Below are 17,902 nucleotides of genomic sequence, written 5' to 3'. Positions count from 1 at the left end.
CCGGTGATTTTCAACCCCGTCGCCAAAAGGTCAGGCGGGGTTATCGATATCGACAAAGCGGTGCTCAATATCGTATTCATCGGCCAGCCACTCCCCCAGCGCCTGCACCCCATAGCGTTCGGTTGCATGATGACCCGCGGCAATGTAGTGAATGCCTAGCTCGCGCGCCAAATGGGTAGTACGCTCCGAAATCTCACCTGACACAAACACCTGTGCACCTGCTTCAAAAGCAGCTGTAATCATGTCTTGCGCGCCGCCTGTGCACCAAGCGATCCGCTCAATATCCCCCATGTTCGGTGCCTCGATCACCAAAGGCGCACGTTGCAAGACATTCGCCATTTGTTCTGCCAACGCGGTCACGCTTTGCGCTTGAGCCAAGCGCCCCGACCACAAAAAACCCTCGCCCAACTCACCATCCAGACAACCCTCTACCCGCCAGCCCAATCGCCTGGCAAGCTCTGCGTTATTCCCCATCTCGCTATGGGCATCAAGCGGAAGATGATAGGCAAGCAAATTGATATCGTGGTTAATCAGCGTTTTTATACGCTGATGCTTCATGCCCGTAATGGCCACTGGCTCATTTTTCCAGAAGTAGCCGTGGTGAACCAACAGCATGTCGGCCTGCCAAGCGACAGCTTCCTCCAGCAACGCCTGGCACGCAGTGACCCCACTCATTACACGCTTAATATCCGGCCGCCCAGCGATTTGCAGGCCATTAATCGTAAAGTCCTTAAACGTTGAAGCACGCAGCTGATGGTCGCAAGCAGCTACGATTTGATCGCGATGAGTCACAAGGGCTCCTTTAATGATTCGTCGACTATCATGAGGATGAGCATCAGAAAGTGTTACCATAATGCCATAGTAAAACCCGCTTCGTGTGATCGCGAACCTCACGTTTGACAAGACCACTACCCGCTGAGGATTTTTTGCATGCACCGCTTTGTGCTGCCTTATTTATGGCCTATTTTGACCGGGGTATTATTAGCTGCCCTGCTACTGTTTGCGTTCCCGGACACGCTGCCCAATCCCTTTACCAACGCGCCCTCTACGACATCACAAGCACCCACTTCCCCTCTGGTGAATGTCAGCGACGAGGTTAGCAGCCGCCCGGCCCCCGAAACTCGCCAGGCCGCTCCGCTTTCGCGTGACCAAGGGCCTGCCAGCTATTCAAGCGCGGTCGGCCAGGCAGCGCCTGCCGTCGTTAATATCTACTCATCGCGTATTGTCGAGCGCGATCAACACCCGCTGATGTCTGACCCTTTTTTCCAGCAGTTTTTCAGCGGTGACGATGCGACAACCCACCAGCGCATGCTATCCAGCCTCGGCTCAGGGGTTATTATCAGTCACGATGGCTACGTACTAACCAACCATCACGTGATAAATGGCGCTGATGAGATTCAGGTGGCACTGCGTGATGGGCGCGAGACACTCGCCGAGGTCATTGGCACCGATCCCGAAAGCGACCTCGCCGTATTGCATATCGACCTTGAGGATCTTCCGGTCATTGAAATAGCCGACTCAGCGGATGTGGCCGTTGGGGATGTTGCGCTGGCCATCGGCAATCCATTTGGTGTAGGGCAAACCGTTACCATGGGCATCATCAGCGCGACCGGCCGTAATCATTTAGGCTTAAATGCCTATGAAGATTTTATTCAAACGGACGCAGCAATTAATCCGGGTAACTCAGGCGGCGCACTGATCAACCCCGACGGCGCCCTGGTGGGCATCAACACAGCGATTTTCTCACGCTCCGGCGGCTCGCAAGGCATCGGCTTTGCGATCCCGGCCAACCTGGCGCACAGCGTTCTGGATGAGCTAGTGACTCAGGGGCGGGTCATACGTGGCTGGCTGGGAATTGAAGCGCAAGCGCTGTCACGCGAACTCGCTGCCTCGTTTGGGCTACGTACACCTCAGGGGGTTATTGTTGCAGGCGTGGCGAGTGGAGGCCCAGCAGACGAAGCGGGGCTAGAGCCTGGCGACATCCTGCTCTCGGTTAACGGCCAAACCGTGCTGGACGCTCGCGCTACGATGAGCAATATTGCCTCCATCCCCCCCGGCACAACGCTGCCTATCACCATTGTTCGTGGCGGCGAGCGCATCGATATCTCGCTTGAAGTGGGCGAGCGCCCGCTGGTTCCCAACGCACCATTGGGCGAGCGACCTAAAGAGTCCTAGTGCTCGCCCGCAGGCTAATTACGGCTTAACCCGATACTCCGCTGACCGCGCATGCGCGGTCAGCGACTCTCCGCGAGCCAATACTGACGCGACCTCGCCCAGTGCTGATGCACCCTCACGCGAGCAGTGGATAATGGAGGAGCGCTTCTGGAAGTCGTAAACCCCCAGGGGGGATGAGAAGCGTGCCGTACCGGATGTGGGCAGAACATGGTTCGGGCCTGCGCAGTAATCCCCTAGCGCTTCTGCCGTGTAACGCCCCATAAAGATCGCACCGGCATGACGCACATCAGCAAGCCAAGTGTCCGGTGCATCGACAGAAAGCTCAAGATGCTCGGGCGCGATACGGTTAATGATATCAACCGCCTCAGCCTTGCTCTGACAAAGCACCAACGCCCCCCGCCGACTCAGCGATTCACGCACGATTGATTCGCGATCAAGCGTGGGCAACAAACGCTCAATAGAGGCGGACACCGCATCCAGGTGTTCACTATCCCAACTGACCAGAATCGCCTGAGCATCTTCGTCATGCTCCGCCTGTGAAAACAGGTCCATGGCCAGCCAATCCGGGTCGGTCTGCCCGTCGGAGACCACTAAAATCTCGGAAGGCCCCGCAATCATGTCGATACCGACCTGACCGAATACTGCCCGCTTAGCCGTCGCGACATAAATATTGCCGGGCCCAACAATCTTGTCCACCCTTGGCACGGTTTCTGTGCCGTATGCCATCGCAGCGATAGCCTGAGCGCCACCAATAGTGAAGACGTCATCGACCCCCGCCAAATGCGCCGCCGCCAATACCAACTCATTGACCACGCCGTCAGGAGTAGGAACGACCATCACAATTTCGCGCACGCCCGCCACATGGGCAGGAATCGCGTTCATCAACACTGAAGAAGGATAAGCCGCCTTACCCCCCGGGACATAAATACCCGCGCGATCAAGCGCCGTAACCTGCTGCCCCAGCACCGTGCCATCAGCCTCTTCATACTGCCAAGAGGTTGGCTTTTGCCGCTCATGATAGAGCCGGATACGCTCGGCGGCGCTGGCTAACGCATCGCGCTGCGCTGCGGGCAAGTTTTCGAATGCATGTTTTAGCTGCTCGGGCTTTAAACGCAGTTCGTCCATGCGCTCAACCGAAAGCCGATCAAAACGATTGGTCGCTTCAATAACCGCTGCATCGCCGCGCTTTTTAACATCCGCCAGAATCTCATCAACCCGTGCTTTTACCGCCGTATCCGAGACCCCTTCCCAATCCAACAGCGTATCAAGGCGGTCATCGAACGAGGCATCAAGCGTTGAAAGCCGGGCGATCATGGGCGTGGAGCCAACCGCTGAAGACATAGTGCTCATAAAGACCCCGCGTTATGTGGAAGGCTGTGCTTGGCGTTTTTTCACGGCGCACTCCAAGCGCGCCAAAAGCGGCTTGATACGTTCATGCTTCATGGTCATGGCGGCCTTATTCACGACTAGGCGTGTGCTGATATGAGCAATTAACTCACGTGGCTCCATGCCATTGGCACGCAGCGTATTGCCCGTATCGACAATATCAACAATTTCATCGGCCAGATTCATTAAAGGCGCTAATTCCATTGCCCCATAAAGCTTAATGACTTCGGCTTGAATACCCTGTTCGGCATAGTAGCGCCTTGCAATATTCACAAACTTGGTAGCTACACGCCGACGCGCATGAGCAGGCTGCTCCCCTGTCACCCCGGCGGTCATCAGCTTACAGCGAGCAATATCCAGGTCCAGCGGCTCATAAAGACCTTCAGCACCATGCTCCAATAAAACATCTTTCCCCGCGATACCTAGGTCAGCTGCGCCCAGCTGTACATAGGTCGGCACATCGGTGGCACGAATAACCACCAGTTTTACATCAGGCAGGTTGGTATCAAACAACAGCTTACGGCTCTTGCCCAGGTCTTCTGCCGGTGTAACACCGGCATCAGCGAGTAACGGCAGCGTCTCATCCAAAATACGCCCTTTGGAAAGGGCTAAAATTAGTTGCTTACTCATTATAATGGCCAATGGTTAATAGCATGGCTTAGCCAGGAATACGGCGAATACGTGCACCCAGCAGCTGCAATTTCTCTTCGATACACTCGTAGCCACGATCAATATGGTAGATACGGTCAACCAGCGTTTCGCCTTCCGCCATCATGGCGGCAATCACCAGCGACGCGGAAGCACGCAGATCGGTGGCCATCACAGGCGCGCCTGAAAGCTTTTCAACACCGTTAATTAATGCGGTGTTACCTTCAAGGGCTATGTCCGCCCCCATGCGGTTAAGCTCTTGCACGTGCATGAAGCGGTTTTCGAAGATGGTTTCCACTACGCGCGAATGGCCAATGGCGACGGCGTTCATGGCCACAAACTGGGCCTGCATATCGGTAGGGAACGCCGGGTACGGCGCGGTGCGGATATTAACGGCCTTGGGCCTGTTACCGTGCATATCCAGCGCGATCCAGTCATCACCACTGGTAATCTCGGCGCCCGCTTCTTCAAGCTTGGCAAGCACGGCTTCCAAAATGTCCGCACGGGTGCGCTTTACTTTCACCCGCCCACCGGTCATGGCGGCAGCCACCAGGAAGGTGCCGGTCTCAATACGGTCGGGCATAACATCGTGGTGACAACCATGTAGCTTCTCGACACCTTCAATCACAATGGTGTCAGTGCCGTGGCCACGAATATTGGCGCCCATTTTGATCAAGCATTCGGCCAGATCAACAATTTCTGGTTCACGCGCCGCATTCTCAAGGACAGTCTTACCCTCGGCAAGGGTGGCGGCCATCAACAGATTCTCAGTGCCAGTTACCGTGACCGTATCGAAGAAAATAGTCGCGCCTTTCAAGCGACCATCAACGCGAGCACGGATATACCCGGCTTCAACCCGAATGTCCGCCCCCATGGCCTCCAGGCCACGGATGTGCAGATCAACAGGCCGAGAACCGATGGCACACCCGCCAGGCAGCGACACATCTGCTTCCCCGAAGTGGGCAAGCAAGGGGCCTAGCACCAGAATGGAGGCACGCATTTTCTTCACTAACTCATAAGGAGCGTGACAGTGCGTGACTTGAGAGCCATCCAACTGAATAGTGAGCCGTTCACCCATGACAGGCTCAACGCCCATACGGCCCAACAACTCAAGCGTCGTGGTAATATCCTGAAGATGTGGCAGGTTGCCGACAACCACCGGGCCATCGGCCAAAAGGGTGGCACATAAGATAGGCAGAGCCGCGTTTTTGGCGCCGCTTACCCAGACCTCACCATCCACCGACCCATTGCCGGTAATAATTAACTTATCCATGCAGGCGCCGTTATTGAGCGTTTTCCGACGTAGTGGACCACTGCGCCGGAGTGAACGTTTTAATACTGATGGCGTGTAAAGCGCCCGAGGCAATTTCATCACTTAACGCGGCGTAAACCAGCTGTTGGCGCTTAACCGGAGAGAGGCCTTCAAAGGCGTCACCCACCGCAATCACCTGAAAATTACAGCCTTCGCCCTGGATATGAAAGTCACATCCGTCGATACGGGATTCAAGCAGTGCTTTTACCTCATTGGGTTGCATGAGACAGGAAACTCCTTCAGGTCGATGTGAATAGTACTAATAAGGCAACATAATAAAGAAAAGCGACACGCTTGGCGATGCCAAGGGTGCCTCCCCCTAACGGGCGAGGGTTGGCGGATGAATAAGGGATTCAATTTCTGAAAGAAGCGCTAAGCGTTCAAGGGGCGCTGAAAGGGTCACCGCATTGACGGTAATGCTGCGCGACTGGCAGGTACGCATCCATTCAAACAGCACGCTTATAACCGCACTACTGGCTTTATGGACGCCATTAAAATCAAACGTAACATCACGTTGCTCTGTCGCCTGGAGCCATTTTTTACCCGCGGCGGCAAGCTCTGCCGCCGCGTCCATGCCAACATCGCCCGTAACGCACAATGTATTTTGCGAGGCCTCGAGGCTTAGCTGGGGCAGTGACAGTAAACGTGTCACGCATCGCCCCCCTGCTCCAGCTCGTCGACACCAATTTCAGGTGCCCAGCCACGAATAACCGCATCATAGTCACGATTGTTTTCACGCATTGCTTGGTCAAACTGATTGCGGAACGTCAGGCCCAGGTTAATACCGTTAACAATCACGTTCACTACGCGCCATTCGTTATCGGATAGGCGCAAGCTGTAGCTCACTGGATACACTTGACCGTTATTGGCTACCACTTCCATATCGACACTGGCCTGGTCTTCGTAACGCTGACCACGCTGATTGCTCAACACCCGCAGCTCACGATAATCGAACGTTACCAAGCCACGTGCATACGTATCAATCAAGGTCTGGCGAAACACGTTTGCAAAGCGACTGCGCTGCTCCGGGGTCGCGTTACGAAAGTAGCTTCCCATGACGCTGGCACCGATATAGCGAAAGTCCGCCACGCCTTCAAGGCTGGTGTCGACCAACGCTTCAAGCTCACCCATATGATTGGCGTAATACTCCCTCTTGCCCTCGATCTCTCCCATCAGAGCATTGACGTTTTCCCGAACCATCGCTTCAGGCGACTGGGTTTGCGCATGCGCCTGAAGCGGTAAGACCAGTACCAACATCATGAACGCAAAAAGCCAGCGCACCGGCGTCAGTGTCGTGTTTCGCATTACATTCACCTCTACTAATAGAATGTTTAATTACTCGCCATATTGGATACAAATTGCTGGATTAGTTCTTCAAGCACCAGCGCAGACTGGGTGTCACGAATGGTATCGCCATCTTCAAGCACTTCAGGGGCGCCACCCACGCTTAAGCCAATATACTGCTCGCCCAACAGGCCAGAGGTTAAAATGGCGGCTGTTGTGTCTTCGGAGAGCTGCCCTTCCAAGTCATTATCCAGGCGTAGCGTGACCCGAGCGTCAAACCAATCGGTATCTAAGTTAATCGACTCCACGCGCCCAACGGTCACGCCCGCCATGGTGACTCTAGAGCGCGGCTTTAATCCGCCAATATTGGAGAAATTGGCGTCAAGGTGAAACGTTTCAGAAGAGCTAGCAAGGCTTAAACCACTGACGCGCAGGCCCAGAAAAATCAGCCCAACAATCCCCGCCAGCATAAATAGACCCACGCCAAATTCCATTGTTTTACTGCGTTTCATGAAACCACTCCACCTATTAAAGGCCGCCGAACATTACGGCGGTTAATACAAAATCAAGCCCCAATACTGCAAGCGATGAATAAACGACGGTGCGCGTTGTGGCCCGCGAAATCCCTTCAGACGTCGGCATTAAGTCATAACCTTGAAACACCGCGATCCAGGTAACAACGACGGCAAAGACAAGACTCTTGATGATGCCGTTACCTACATCGCCGATAAACGATACGCTGGCCTGCATGTTGCTCCAGTAAGAGCCTTCAAAAACGCCAAGCCACTCCACACCGACCAGGTAGCCACCCCAAATACCCACGACGCTAAAGCCAACCGTTAGAATGGGCAGCGAAACGAACCCAGCCCAGAGCCTGGGCGCAATAATTCTACGCAGTGGGTCTACGCCAATCATTTCCATACTGGTTAGCTGCTCGGTGGCTTTCATTAAGCCAATCTCAGCGGTAAGTGCTGACCCTGCCCGCCCGGCGAATAGCAGCGCAGCGACAACCGGTGCCAATTCCCGCAGCAAGGAAAGCGCAACCATTTGCCCTAACGCCTGCTCCGCGCCAAAATCGACCAAAATAGTGTAGCCCTGCAGCGCCAGCACCATGCCAATAAAAACTCCCGATACGATCACAATCGCCAGCGAGAGCACGCCCACAAAATGCATTTGACGCAGCCAGAGGCTCCACCCTTCACGAGACGGCACGCCGACCGCTGACTGGCCAAGAAATAGCCCGGCACGGCCCAGCGCTTCCATTACATCGCACCCTTTACGCCCCAAACGGGCGATATAGCCGATGCCTTGTTCAAATTTCGACTGCATTACCCTGCCCTTGTCGCGGTAACGGGGCCAAGAATATCGCTATACAGCGTCTCGGCGGGATAGTGAAATGGCACAGGGCCATCTGGCTCGCCATGAACGAACTGGCTAACGCGTGGGTCCTGGTTGGCATTTAGTGTTTGTGGCGTTCCCTCAGCGACGACCTGACCATCAGCGAGAAGATAGAGATAATCGGCGATGCTTAGTGTCTCTTTAATATCGTGAGAAACCACCACCGAGGTAAGCGCTAGTGCCTGGTTAAGCCGTTTAATCAACTGCACCAGCACGCCCATGGAAATAGGATCCTGCCCGACAAAAGGCTCATCATACAAAATGAGCTCCGGGTCTAACGCTATTGCCCGAGCCAGCGCCACGCGCCTGGCCATACCGCCCGAAAGCTCTGCAGGCGTTAGATGGCGAGCCCCGCGCAGCCCCACCGCTTGAAGCTTTAGCAATACCAGATCTCGAATCATGGCATCGGGCAGGTCGGTATGGACGCGCAAGGGAAACGCGACGTTCTCGAACACATCCAGGTCAGAAAACAGAGCGCCGCTTTGAAACAGCATGCCCATACGTTTACGCAATGCAAACAGCGCTTTTCGCGACAGCCGATGAACGTCCTGGCCATCGACGATAATACGTCCACGATCCGGCGTTAGCTGACCACCAATGAGTTTTAGCAAGGTTGTCTTGCCGGTACCGCTAGGCCCCATAATGGCGGTGACGTTACCCTGAGGAATAATCATGCTAATTCCACGAAAGATCTCATGGCTCCCACGTGAAAAATGCACGTCTTCAATTTCGATGAAGGGAACGTCTGTCATGGGTTGGTTGACTCCCATTGTTACTTAATAGTAGCGGGTGCGTTTATCGGTTGGATATTCTACCGTTTAAAAACAGCGTTTTCTAAATATTCTCGAACATCAAGCTTGGCTTCAATGGCACTTATGGCAAGACGTGCGTTCCAACCCACCCTAAAAACCCGTTAAAGCGCTATGCTTATAGATGCCCACAAAATGGTATTCTTGTCAGTTAATCGCACTACGTTTGCACTGTATTTCTATTAAAACGAGATGTTCATGCCCCAGCCCTCACCCACTGTTAGCCCGTTGCGTGAAAGCGCCCTACGCACGCTGCAAATAGAACAAGCCGCCATTGGCGGTCTTCAAGGCAAGCTTGATGAAAGCTTCGACCGTGCATGTGAATTGATGCTGGCGTGTCAGGGCCGGGTCGTCGTGACGGGAATGGGCAAGTCTGGCCATATAGCAGGAAAGCTGGCCGCCACGCTTGCCAGCACCGGCACACCTGCTTTTTTTGTTCACCCAGGTGAAGCTAGCCACGGCGATCTGGGGATGATTACGCGCAACGACGTGGTCCTGGCACTATCAAACTCCGGAGAAACCGCCGAAGTGACGGCGCTACTGCCTCTGTTAAAACGGCTAGGCACACCGTTAATTAGCATGACAGGCCGCCCTGGCTCAACACTTGCCAAACATGCGGATGCTCACCTGAACAGCGGTGTTGAACGCGAAGCGTGCCCTCTGGACTTGGCCCCCACAAGCTCCACGACGGCCGCCCTTGCCCTGGGCGACGCGCTTGCCGTTGCGCTACTTGAAACACGCGGATTTACCGCTGATGATTTTGCCTTATCGCATCCCGGTGGCAGCCTGGGAAAACGACTGCTATTGCGCGTTAAAGACCTTATGCATAGCGGCACACGCTTGCCGCAGATAGCACTAGGCAGCCCGTTGCGTGATGCGCTCTTGGAGATTACCCGCCAAGGGTTGGGATTTACCTGTGTTGTCGACAGCGAAGGGCGACTTGCAGGTGTTTATACCGATGGCGACTTACGCCGCACCCTCGACCAGTTTCATGATCTGCGTAAAGTAACCGTGGACGATGTAATGACCCGACCCGGCAAACGTATTGGCCCCGACCTACTGGCCGCCGAAGCGGTGCGCATCATGGAAGATAGCCGTATTACTGCGCTAGCGGTCGTCGATGACGAACAGCGCCCCATCGGGGCGCTCCATATGCACGACTTGCTTGCCAGCGGCGTTATCTAACCACTTTACCCAACAGTTTACTGACAAGGAGTCCCTATGGCCCTCCCCACTGCGCTACTTGACCAGCTTCGCCATGTGCGACTACTTGCCCTCGATGTTGACGGTGTGCTCACCGATGGACGGCTATACTTTCAAGCCGATGGTATCGAGATCAAAGCCTTCCATACACAAGACGGCCATGGCTTAAAGTTGCTTAAACGTGTGGGCATTCATGTGGCGTTAATTACAGGACGCGACTCCCCCATGGTGAGCCAGCGTGCTGCGGCGCTGGGAATTAACCTTGTCCACCAGGGCTGCGAAGATAAGCTCACTACTTTGAAAGCGCTGTGCGAGCGCCTCAACCTGAACCTAAGCCAGGTGGCTTACTGCGGCGATGACCTGCCTGATCTTGCGCCTATCAAACGCGCAGGCGTTGGCATTACGGTCCCCAACGCACCCGATTACATGCATACCCACGCTGACTGGATTACCGACCGCTTGGGTGGTCACGGCGCCGTACGTGAAATTTGCGATACATTACTTGAAGCGCAGGGCCACTGGAGTACTGTTCTTGAGTCGTATTTGAATGGTCGCGTGTAATGTTTCAAAGAACCAAGAAACGCGTCGGGTTAACGGCCCTGGTGGTCGCTTTAGGGGGGCTGCTAGTATGGCTGGACCCACGCGGCCCGGAAGACCGGCCCGTTGACGAAGAAGCGCAGGCTGAAGAGCCTGGCCACGTGCTGGAAAATGCCGAGATCACGCTGTTTGGTGAAACAGGGCATATCCAGCAGTCGCTGTCCGCGCCTTTATTGGTTTACATACCACAAAGCACCCAGGCCGAAGTCACTCAACCCGAAGCGACACTGTTTGATAGTGATAACCGAGAGTGGCTCGCTCACGCCAACGAAGGCGTTCTGAACACGGCCACCCAAGCACTAACACTGTCTGGTGATGCACAGCTCCTGGCGCCTACAGAAGGCTGGCAGCTTGATACTGAGTTATTACATTATGATGGGGTAGCGCGTCATGTCTGGAGCGAGGCGCCCGCCGTGTTTCAGCAGCCACCTCAACGAATGAGCGCATCACGTATGGATGTTTGGCTTGATGATAGCCAGGTCCGACTAACCGATAACGTCCGCGGCCATCACCCCCCCGCAACACAAAATCCTTAGGAGTCGCTATGAACGCTTTTATTCGCACCGCGCTTTTCGCCCTTGCGGTGCCGCTATCGGCAGCGGCCCAGACAAGCCAAGCCCCCATTGAAGTAGAAGCCGACCAGCTAGACCTTGATCAGCGTGCAGGCACTGCCGTTTATTCAGGCGATGTCAATATTCGCCAAGGCAGTATGCAACTACGTGGTGATCGCGTTGAAATTATCCGTAACGACGCGGGTGAGCTTTCTCGCGCTATTGCCACCGGAGAGCGCGCCTACCTACGCAATCAACTCGATGATCAGGACGCACCGATGGAAGGATGGGCACGCCGCGTGGTTTATCACGTAGCAGAGCGGCGTGTAGAGCTTATTGACCAGGCCGAACTGACCCAAGCGGGTGATCAGTTTACCGGTGGCCGCCTGGAATACTTCATTGACCGCGAAGTGGTGCAGGCACGCTCCGATGTAAACGGTAGCGAGCCGCAGCGTATTCGTATGACGCTTCAGCCAGCGCAATAGGAGTCAACCATGTCTATTGCGGAAGCACCACCCATAAAAACCCTTTACGCCAATCACTTGGCAAAAAGCTATAAGCGCCGCCGCGTGGTTAAAGACATTAGCCTGGAGATTGCTCAAGGCAGCGTGGTAGGCCTGCTTGGCCCTAACGGCGCGGGTAAAACCACATCGTTTTATATGATTGTGGGCCTGGTGAAGTCTGATGCGGGTACGGTGCGTATCGACGAGCAAGACTTAACCCGCGTTCCCATGCACGAACGCGCGATGGCCGGCATTGGCTATCTACCCCAGGAAGCGTCTATTTTTCGCAAGCTATCGGTTGCGGATAATATTATGGCGATTCTGGAAACCCGCAAAGATCTGGACAGGGCAGGACGAGAGCAGCGGCTTGAGGCCCTGCTTGACGACTTTCATATTACCCACATCCGTGACAACCTGGGCATGAGCCTTTCCGGCGGCGAGCGGCGGCGCGTCGAAATTGCCCGCTCCTTGGCCACAGAGCCCGCGTTTATCTTGCTGGACGAGCCATTTGCAGGTGTCGATCCCATCTCGGTTGGTGAAATCAAGAGCATTATTCGCGCCTTAAAACAGCGCCACATTGGCGTGCTAATTACTGATCATAACGTCCGAGAAACACTGGATATTTGCGATATCGCCTATATTGTCGGTGACGGCCACATTATTGCTGGCGGCAGCCCTCAGACTATCCTTGATAACCAAAAAGTGAGGGAAGTTTACCTGGGTGCTGATTTTCGCTTATGAATTTAATTTCACCGCTAAACAGTGATCTGCAGTAAAAATTTTATCAGTGGCATGCTTATTGCACTTGCACAACAACATGACTCGCACTAGGGTGAAGCTTTCCGATTAACGAGTGGTTCTCAGATGGTCATGAAAGCTTCTCTCCAATTGCGTATCGGTACGCAGCTGACCATGACACCTCAGCTGCAGCAAGCGATTGCACTGCTACAGCTATCGACATTGGATCTACGTCAGGAAATTCAGCAGGCACTGGATGCCAACCCAATGCTGGAGCAGGAAGACGAGTTCGGCGAGCAGGCGACCGTCGAAACACCTGACGAGGAGTGGTCAGAAAGCATTCCCGAGGAACTCTCTGTCGATAGCGACTGGTCTGACACTTACCAGGACATGGGTAGCTCTGGCAGCAGCGAAGGCCCCGATTTTGAACGCCAGGCCGCGGGACAAAGCCTGCATGGACATCTCCTTTGGCAGCTGGCGATGACCGACTTTACGGCTCGTGAGCAGCTAATCGCCGAAAGTCTGATTGATGCACTGGACGCCAATGGCTACCTGACGCAGCCGCTCAACGATATCCGCGATGGGTTACGTGCTCAGAGCATCGAAGGTCTCAGCCAGCGAGAGTTAGAGACCACTCTGATGCGCTTACAGCAGTTCGAGCCAACGGGCGTCTTCGCCCGTGACTTGCGCGAATGTTTGATGCTTCAGTTAGCAACGCTCCCCGACGACACGCCCCTACTGGTTCCCGCGCGCCGATTGGTTCGCCAGTTTCTTGAAGCGCTGGGCAAAAATGACATTCGCCTATTAAAGCGCCGCCTAAGCCTGGACGATGAGCAGCTAGACGATGTGATCGGTCTGATCCGAAGCCTGGACCCACGCCCAGGCAGCGCTTATGGCGTCACCGACGATAGCTATATCACGCCCGACCTGGTCGTACGTCATGATCATGAAGGCTGGCACCTGGAGCTTAACCCTGAAGCCCTGCCCCGGCTGCGTATCCAGCCCGACTACGCCAGCTTAATCAAGCGTGCAGACAAGAGTCAGGATAACCAGTTTTTAAAAGAGCACTTGCAAGAAGCGCGCTGGCTAATCAAAAGCCTGTCCAGCCGCAACGACACGCTTCTACGCGTAGGGCGCGAGATTATCACTCGCCAAATCGGTTTTTTAGAGCACGGTGAAGAAGCGATGAAGCCGTTGATTCTTGCCGATATTGCCGAGGCGGTTGAGATGCACGAATCAACCATTTCTCGGGTCACCACACAAAAATATATCCATACCCCACGGGGCGTATTCGAACTCAAGTACTTTTTCTCAAGCCAAATTAGCGGGCAGGATGGCGCAGACAGCCACTCAAGCACCGCGATTCGCGCCCGGCTTAAAAAGTTGATTCAAGATGAGCCTCCCGGCAAACCTCTTTCGGACAGTCGTTTGGTGACATTACTGGGAGATGGCGGCATCACAGTGGCACGCCGTACGGTGGCGAAATATCGTGAGTCGCTGGGCATTCCCTCATCAAGTGAACGTCGTCGTTTGCGTTAGTCGTTACAAGAGAAATGGCAAAACTCGCGACAGGGGCTTTGCAACACCGTAAAAAGGGTTACAATCGAAATTCAGTCCGATGGATAAGGAGCACGTCAATGCAAGTAAATATCACGGGTCATCATGTAGAACTGACTGACGCCTTGCGTGACTACGTTAATGAAAAACTTGAACGCATCGAACGTCATTACGACCACATCACCACGGTACAAGTCACCTTATCTATTGAGAAGGAGCGCCAACATGCCGCGTGCACCCTTCATGCGGCAGGCGCCGACTTACATGCCGACGCCGAAGATGTCGATATGTATGCCGCTATTGACGCCTTAGCAGACAAAATTGATCGTCAACTCGTTAAGCACAAGGAAAAAGCACAAGCTCGCGCCCAAGGCGCTGGCGTGCGTTAATTCAATGACGTTGGAAACCATCCTCCCCCCGGAGCGCGTACTTTACGACGTGCCCGGGGGCAGCAAAAAGCGGGTGCTGGAGTTTTTCAGCACCTTTATCGCTCAAAATACACCCAGTCTGGATAGCCAGGAAGTTTTCAGCCGACTGATCGGCCGGGAACGTCTTGGCAGCACGGGGATCGGTAACGGCGTCGCCATCCCCCATGCGCGCAGCCCACATTGCGTTACGCCTATTGCGGGTTTTTTAAAATTATCAGAACCTATTGATTTTGATGCTATTGATGGCGACCCGGTCGACCTCGTCTTTGTGCTGCTGGTTCCCGAAGAGGCTGACGACACGCATTTGTCGCTTTTGGGACAAGTGGCCACCATTATGAATGATGCGAGCACACGCCAGGCATTACGCAAAACCAGCAGCCAGCACGATTTGCTTGACCTGCTAATGGGCAAGATTCGCGAACAGGCCGCTCCATAATCGCCCATAACGACTAACACATTTTCATGCGTTATCCCTTTTATACGTTCAATCAGAGAGAGCCACTATGCAACTGGTGATTATTAGCGGCCGCTCTGGCTCTGGCAAATCAATCGCATTACAAGCGCTGGAAGATATTGGCTATTACGCCATTGATAATCTCCCCGCCATGTTGCTTGGTTCTTTGATTGACGAACTCCGTGACGAGGGTGAACGTACACATCTAGCGGTCAGTATCGATGCCCGCAACCTGCCAGCGGCGCTTGAGCGCCTTCCCGCACTGCTTGAAGAGCTGCGCGCGCGGCCTATAGATTGTCAGGTTATCTATCTAACCACCGATTCACGTATTTTACTGGAACGCTATTCTGCGACACGGCGACGCCATCCGTTAACGCGCAACAGTGATATGACGCTTGAAGAGGCGATAGAGAAAGAGGAAGAGACGCTCAACGAAATACGTGACTTGGCCGACCTGCGGATTGATACATCACGCTTATCGGTCCACGACCTGCGTCGGCGCATTTCAGACCAGGTAGCCCACCAGCGCAAGGACCAGCTAACACTCACCTTTGAGTCGTTCGGCTACAAGCATGGCGTACCCATGGATGCAGATTTAGTCTTTGATGTACGCTGCCTGCCCAACCCTTATTGGGACCCAACGCTACGCCAGTACACAGGACGTGATGCCACGATTATTGCGTTTCTGCGCGGCTACCCGATTGTCGAAGAGATGAGCCATGATATTCAGGCTATGCTTGAGCGCTGGCTGCCTGCTTACCAAAATAGTCAGCGCAGCTATATGACGGTGGCTATTGGCTGTACCGGCGGGCAGCACCGTTCTGTGTATATTGCCGAACAGCTGGCGCAAAAGCTGGCACCGCTCATCGGCGAAGTCCAGTTGCGTCACCGAGAATTGGAGCTGCAATACACGCTACGAGGAACCCGGGCAGAGCCACCGACGGCTTCTCCATTTTCCGAGTAGACGCCCAGCCCTACGTAAACGCTTATGCCACAGGGTTTGTACGAAAAGTCGCTGAGCGAAGGCCAGACAAGGCAAAAATCAGCGAAAAAACGGACCGAGCTCGCGCACGAGTTTACATGTGTAAATGAGTATCTTGATCGGACTCGCGCACGAGCTGATTTTAACGCCGTATGGTCAAGCGCAAGCAGTTTTCGTACAAAGCCTAATGACACCACTCGGAAAAAAGGAACCAGGGTGCCAGAAAGAACCTTAACACTGACCAATCAGCGCGGCCTACATGCCCGCGCCGCCACAAAGCTGGTGAAGTGCAGCCAGCACTACTCCGCCAGCATACAGGTGTATAAGCAGCAGCAGATGGCTGATGCAGCCAACATCATGTCGCTATTGATGCTGGCCGCACCCTGCGGCACCCAGCTGCGGATTTGTGCGGAAGGCGAGGATGCCGAACAAGCGCTTGATGCAATCCAAGCGCTGTTCGACGCCCGCTTTGACGAAGATCAGTAGTGCGGCTTTTTTAGCTACCGGCGACGGTCATCGCATCCACTAACCAGCTGCCCGTATGAATGCTGCCGCGTGTGTCGATATCACTTCCGATACCGACAAGACCTGAGAACATACGCTCAAGATTTCCAGCGATGGTAAATTCTTCAACCGGATACTGGATTTCTCCATTCTCGACCCAGAAGCCCGCCGCACCACGCGAGTAATCCCCGGTTACGCCGTTCACGCCTTGGCCCATTAGTTCGGTAACCCAAATGCCTCGACCCATCGTTTTAAGCAGCGCATCACGCGTCTGCAAGGGTGCGTCTAAACGCACGTTGCGGGCACCGCCAGCATTCCCCGTGGTTTGCATGCCCAAGCGACGGGCACTGTAGGACGAAAGCATATAGCTTGCGATACGCCCCTGTTCGATAAAGCGGTTATTACGTGTCTGCACACCTTCTCCATCAAACGGCGTACTGGCGGTCGCTCCTATTTCCATAGGGCGCTCTTCCAGACTAAACCACTCAGGAAATAACGGCGTGCCCAAACGGTCACACAAGAAAGAGGATTGGCGATACAGCGCACCACCCGCCAACGCGCCCAATAAATGCCCAACCAGACCACTAGACAGCGAAGGATCAAACAGAATGGGAAAGGTGCCGGTTGGCGGCCGCTTGGCACCTAACCGGCGCAGCGTACGGGCCGCAGCCTCGCGCCCTACTTCACTCGGGTCGCGCAAATGCTGAGGATTACGCGCAGAGGTATAGTCGTAGTCCCGCTGCATACCGTCTTCATCCTGAGCAATGAGCATGCATGAAAGGGAGTGACTACTGCCTTTTTGGGTACCTAAAAAACCATGACTGTTAGCATAAACCCGTACGCCCTCACCGCTTGAAAGCGACGCGCCTTCTGACTGACTAATACCCTCAACGTCGCGACCCGCCTGCTCGCAGGCAAGCGCAAGGTCGATTGCTTGCTCAGTTGTCAGCGCCCACGGGTAATGAACCTTAAGGTCCGGCAATTCGGTCGCCATCTGATCGGCATCCGCCAAGCCAGCCACCGGGTCTTCACCGGTATAACGCGCAATGGCTAATGCTTTCTCAACCGTTGCTTGAATCGAGGCACTGCTGGCGTCACTCGACGATGCACTTCCTTTGCGCTTGCCGACGTAAAGCGTGACGGCAATGCCCTGGTCTCGTGAAAGCTCAACCGTCTCCACATCGCCCAAGCGCACGCTAACGCCCACGCCCTGATCAACGCTTGCGCCCACTTCCGCCGCATCGGCTCCCAGGCGCTTGGCCAAGGTCAACGCCTCTTCTGCACGCGCGGTTAACAGTGCCTGCTGCGAGGATGCATCAAATGCCTGTGCCATATAGCCTCCTTTTTCGTACGAATCTCATCGCCGAATCAAT

The 17,902-nt window shown here is 54.6% G+C and carries 22 protein-coding genes; 11 read left to right on the top strand and 11 right to left on the bottom strand.

What is annotated here, in order from left to right; all coding sequences use genetic code 11:
* Positions 1-30: 30 nt before the first annotated feature.
* On the bottom strand, positions 31-792 hold the full coding sequence (locus ACT3TY_RS02540) for a Nif3-like dinuclear metal center hexameric protein (protein WP_172116324.1): 762 nt from the start codon (positions 790-792) through the stop codon (positions 31-33).
* 138 nt (positions 793-930) lie between these two features.
* On the opposite strand from ACT3TY_RS02540, the gene ACT3TY_RS02535 reads away from it, so the two are divergent.
* Positions 931-2,175: a Do family serine endopeptidase gene (locus ACT3TY_RS02535; RefSeq protein ID WP_441677043.1), complete on the top strand. Its 1,245-nt coding sequence runs from the start codon at positions 931-933 to the stop codon at positions 2,173-2,175.
* Positions 2,176-2,193: 18 nt separating this feature from the next.
* Here the strand turns inward: ACT3TY_RS02535 and hisD are convergent, their stop codons facing one another.
* The 9 genes from hisD to ACT3TY_RS02490 all read right to left on the bottom strand — a co-directional run bounded on the left by hisD (position 2,194) and on the right by ACT3TY_RS02490 (position 8,955).
* Entirely contained in the window at positions 2,194-3,525 is a 1,332-nt protein-coding gene (gene hisD / locus ACT3TY_RS02530; RefSeq protein WP_444627267.1) for a histidinol dehydrogenase, read from the bottom strand.
* Between the two features lie 12 nt (positions 3,526-3,537).
* Positions 3,538-4,191 carry an ATP phosphoribosyltransferase gene (gene hisG / locus ACT3TY_RS02525; protein WP_193053801.1) on the bottom strand — a complete coding sequence of 218 codons (654 nt, stop codon included), beginning with the start codon at positions 4,189-4,191 and terminating at the stop codon, positions 3,538-3,540.
* 28 nt (positions 4,192-4,219) lie between these two features.
* Complete coding sequence (murA, locus tag ACT3TY_RS02520; protein WP_193053802.1) at positions 4,220-5,482, bottom strand: UDP-N-acetylglucosamine 1-carboxyvinyltransferase; 1,263 nt, start codon at positions 5,480-5,482, stop codon at positions 4,220-4,222.
* Positions 5,483-5,492: 10 nt separating this feature from the next.
* Complete coding sequence (locus ACT3TY_RS02515) at positions 5,493-5,744, bottom strand: BolA family protein (protein WP_441677040.1); 252 nt, start codon at positions 5,742-5,744, stop codon at positions 5,493-5,495.
* 96 nt (positions 5,745-5,840) lie between these two features.
* Positions 5,841-6,173: an STAS domain-containing protein gene (locus ACT3TY_RS02510; RefSeq protein WP_441677039.1), complete on the bottom strand. Its 333-nt coding sequence runs from the start codon at positions 6,171-6,173 to the stop codon at positions 5,841-5,843.
* Positions 6,170-6,826, bottom strand: coding sequence for an MlaC/ttg2D family ABC transporter substrate-binding protein (locus ACT3TY_RS02505; RefSeq protein ID WP_441677038.1), 657 nt, complete (start codon positions 6,824-6,826; stop codon positions 6,170-6,172). The genes ACT3TY_RS02510 and ACT3TY_RS02505 overlap by 4 nt, the downstream gene beginning before the upstream one ends.
* A gap of 26 nt (positions 6,827-6,852) precedes the next feature.
* Complete coding sequence (mlaD, locus tag ACT3TY_RS02500) at positions 6,853-7,317, bottom strand: outer membrane lipid asymmetry maintenance protein MlaD (RefSeq protein ID WP_172116317.1); 465 nt, start codon at positions 7,315-7,317, stop codon at positions 6,853-6,855.
* A 16-nt stretch (positions 7,318-7,333) separates the two neighbouring features.
* Positions 7,334-8,134, bottom strand: coding sequence for a lipid asymmetry maintenance ABC transporter permease subunit MlaE (mlaE, locus tag ACT3TY_RS02495; RefSeq protein ID WP_441677037.1), 801 nt, complete (start codon positions 8,132-8,134; stop codon positions 7,334-7,336).
* The gene (locus ACT3TY_RS02490) at positions 8,134-8,955 is read right to left on the bottom strand and encodes an ABC transporter ATP-binding protein (protein WP_172116315.1); all 822 of its coding nucleotides are present in this window, start codon (positions 8,953-8,955) and stop codon (positions 8,134-8,136) included. Before ACT3TY_RS02490 ends, mlaE begins: the two co-directional genes overlap by 1 nt.
* A gap of 255 nt (positions 8,956-9,210) precedes the next feature.
* Here ACT3TY_RS02490 and ACT3TY_RS02485 point away from each other — a divergent pair, with 255 nt between their 5' ends.
* From ACT3TY_RS02485 to ACT3TY_RS02440, 10 genes are all read left to right on the top strand, one after another.
* Positions 9,211-10,197 (top strand): KpsF/GutQ family sugar-phosphate isomerase, encoded by a 987-nt coding sequence (locus tag ACT3TY_RS02485; RefSeq protein ID WP_441677036.1) that lies wholly within the window; start codon positions 9,211-9,213, stop codon positions 10,195-10,197.
* Between the two features lie 36 nt (positions 10,198-10,233).
* Positions 10,234-10,776 (top strand): KdsC family phosphatase, encoded by a 543-nt coding sequence (locus tag ACT3TY_RS02480; RefSeq protein ID WP_172116313.1) that lies wholly within the window; start codon positions 10,234-10,236, stop codon positions 10,774-10,776.
* Positions 10,776-11,348 (top strand): LPS export ABC transporter periplasmic protein LptC, encoded by a 573-nt coding sequence (gene lptC / locus ACT3TY_RS02475; RefSeq protein WP_444627266.1) that lies wholly within the window; start codon positions 10,776-10,778, stop codon positions 11,346-11,348. Before ACT3TY_RS02480 ends, lptC begins: the two co-directional genes overlap by 1 nt.
* An 8-nt stretch (positions 11,349-11,356) precedes the next feature.
* Positions 11,357-11,848: a lipopolysaccharide transport periplasmic protein LptA gene (lptA, locus tag ACT3TY_RS02470; RefSeq protein WP_193053807.1), complete on the top strand. Its 492-nt coding sequence runs from the start codon at positions 11,357-11,359 to the stop codon at positions 11,846-11,848.
* A gap of 9 nt (positions 11,849-11,857) precedes the next feature.
* Entirely contained in the window at positions 11,858-12,607 is a 750-nt protein-coding gene (gene lptB / locus ACT3TY_RS02465) for an LPS export ABC transporter ATP-binding protein (protein WP_193053808.1), read from the top strand.
* Positions 12,608-12,730: 123 nt separating this feature from the next.
* Positions 12,731-14,143 carry an RNA polymerase factor sigma-54 gene (locus ACT3TY_RS02460; RefSeq protein WP_444627265.1) on the top strand — a complete coding sequence of 471 codons (1,413 nt, stop codon included), beginning with the start codon at positions 12,731-12,733 and terminating at the stop codon, positions 14,141-14,143.
* Between the two features lie 98 nt (positions 14,144-14,241).
* Positions 14,242-14,550, top strand: coding sequence for a ribosome hibernation-promoting factor, HPF/YfiA family (gene hpf, locus ACT3TY_RS02455; protein WP_172116309.1), 309 nt, complete (start codon positions 14,242-14,244; stop codon positions 14,548-14,550).
* A 4-nt stretch (positions 14,551-14,554) separates the two neighbouring features.
* Complete coding sequence (locus tag ACT3TY_RS02450) at positions 14,555-15,025, top strand: PTS sugar transporter subunit IIA (protein WP_193053810.1); 471 nt, start codon at positions 14,555-14,557, stop codon at positions 15,023-15,025.
* Between the two features lie 67 nt (positions 15,026-15,092).
* On the top strand, positions 15,093-16,007 hold the full coding sequence (rapZ, locus tag ACT3TY_RS02445; RefSeq protein WP_444627264.1) for an RNase adapter RapZ: 915 nt from the start codon (positions 15,093-15,095) through the stop codon (positions 16,005-16,007).
* A gap of 234 nt (positions 16,008-16,241) precedes the next feature.
* A complete protein-coding gene (locus ACT3TY_RS02440; protein ID WP_172116307.1) occupies positions 16,242-16,511 on the top strand; it encodes an HPr family phosphocarrier protein in 270 nt (89 codons plus the stop codon).
* A 10-nt stretch (positions 16,512-16,521) separates the two neighbouring features.
* Here the strand turns inward: ACT3TY_RS02440 and pmbA are convergent, their stop codons facing one another.
* Positions 16,522-17,862, bottom strand: a complete 1,341-nt coding sequence (gene pmbA, locus ACT3TY_RS02435; protein ID WP_444627263.1) for a metalloprotease PmbA — start codon at positions 17,860-17,862, stop codon at positions 16,522-16,524.
* Positions 17,863-17,902: the final 40 nt, after the last annotated feature.

The sequence above is a fragment of the Halomonas sp. AOP22-C1-8 genome (assembly GCF_052378905.1).
Taxonomy (GTDB): domain Bacteria; phylum Pseudomonadota; class Gammaproteobacteria; order Pseudomonadales; family Halomonadaceae; genus Vreelandella; species Vreelandella citrativorans.
This window is presented reverse-complemented; position numbering and strand designations above follow the sequence as displayed.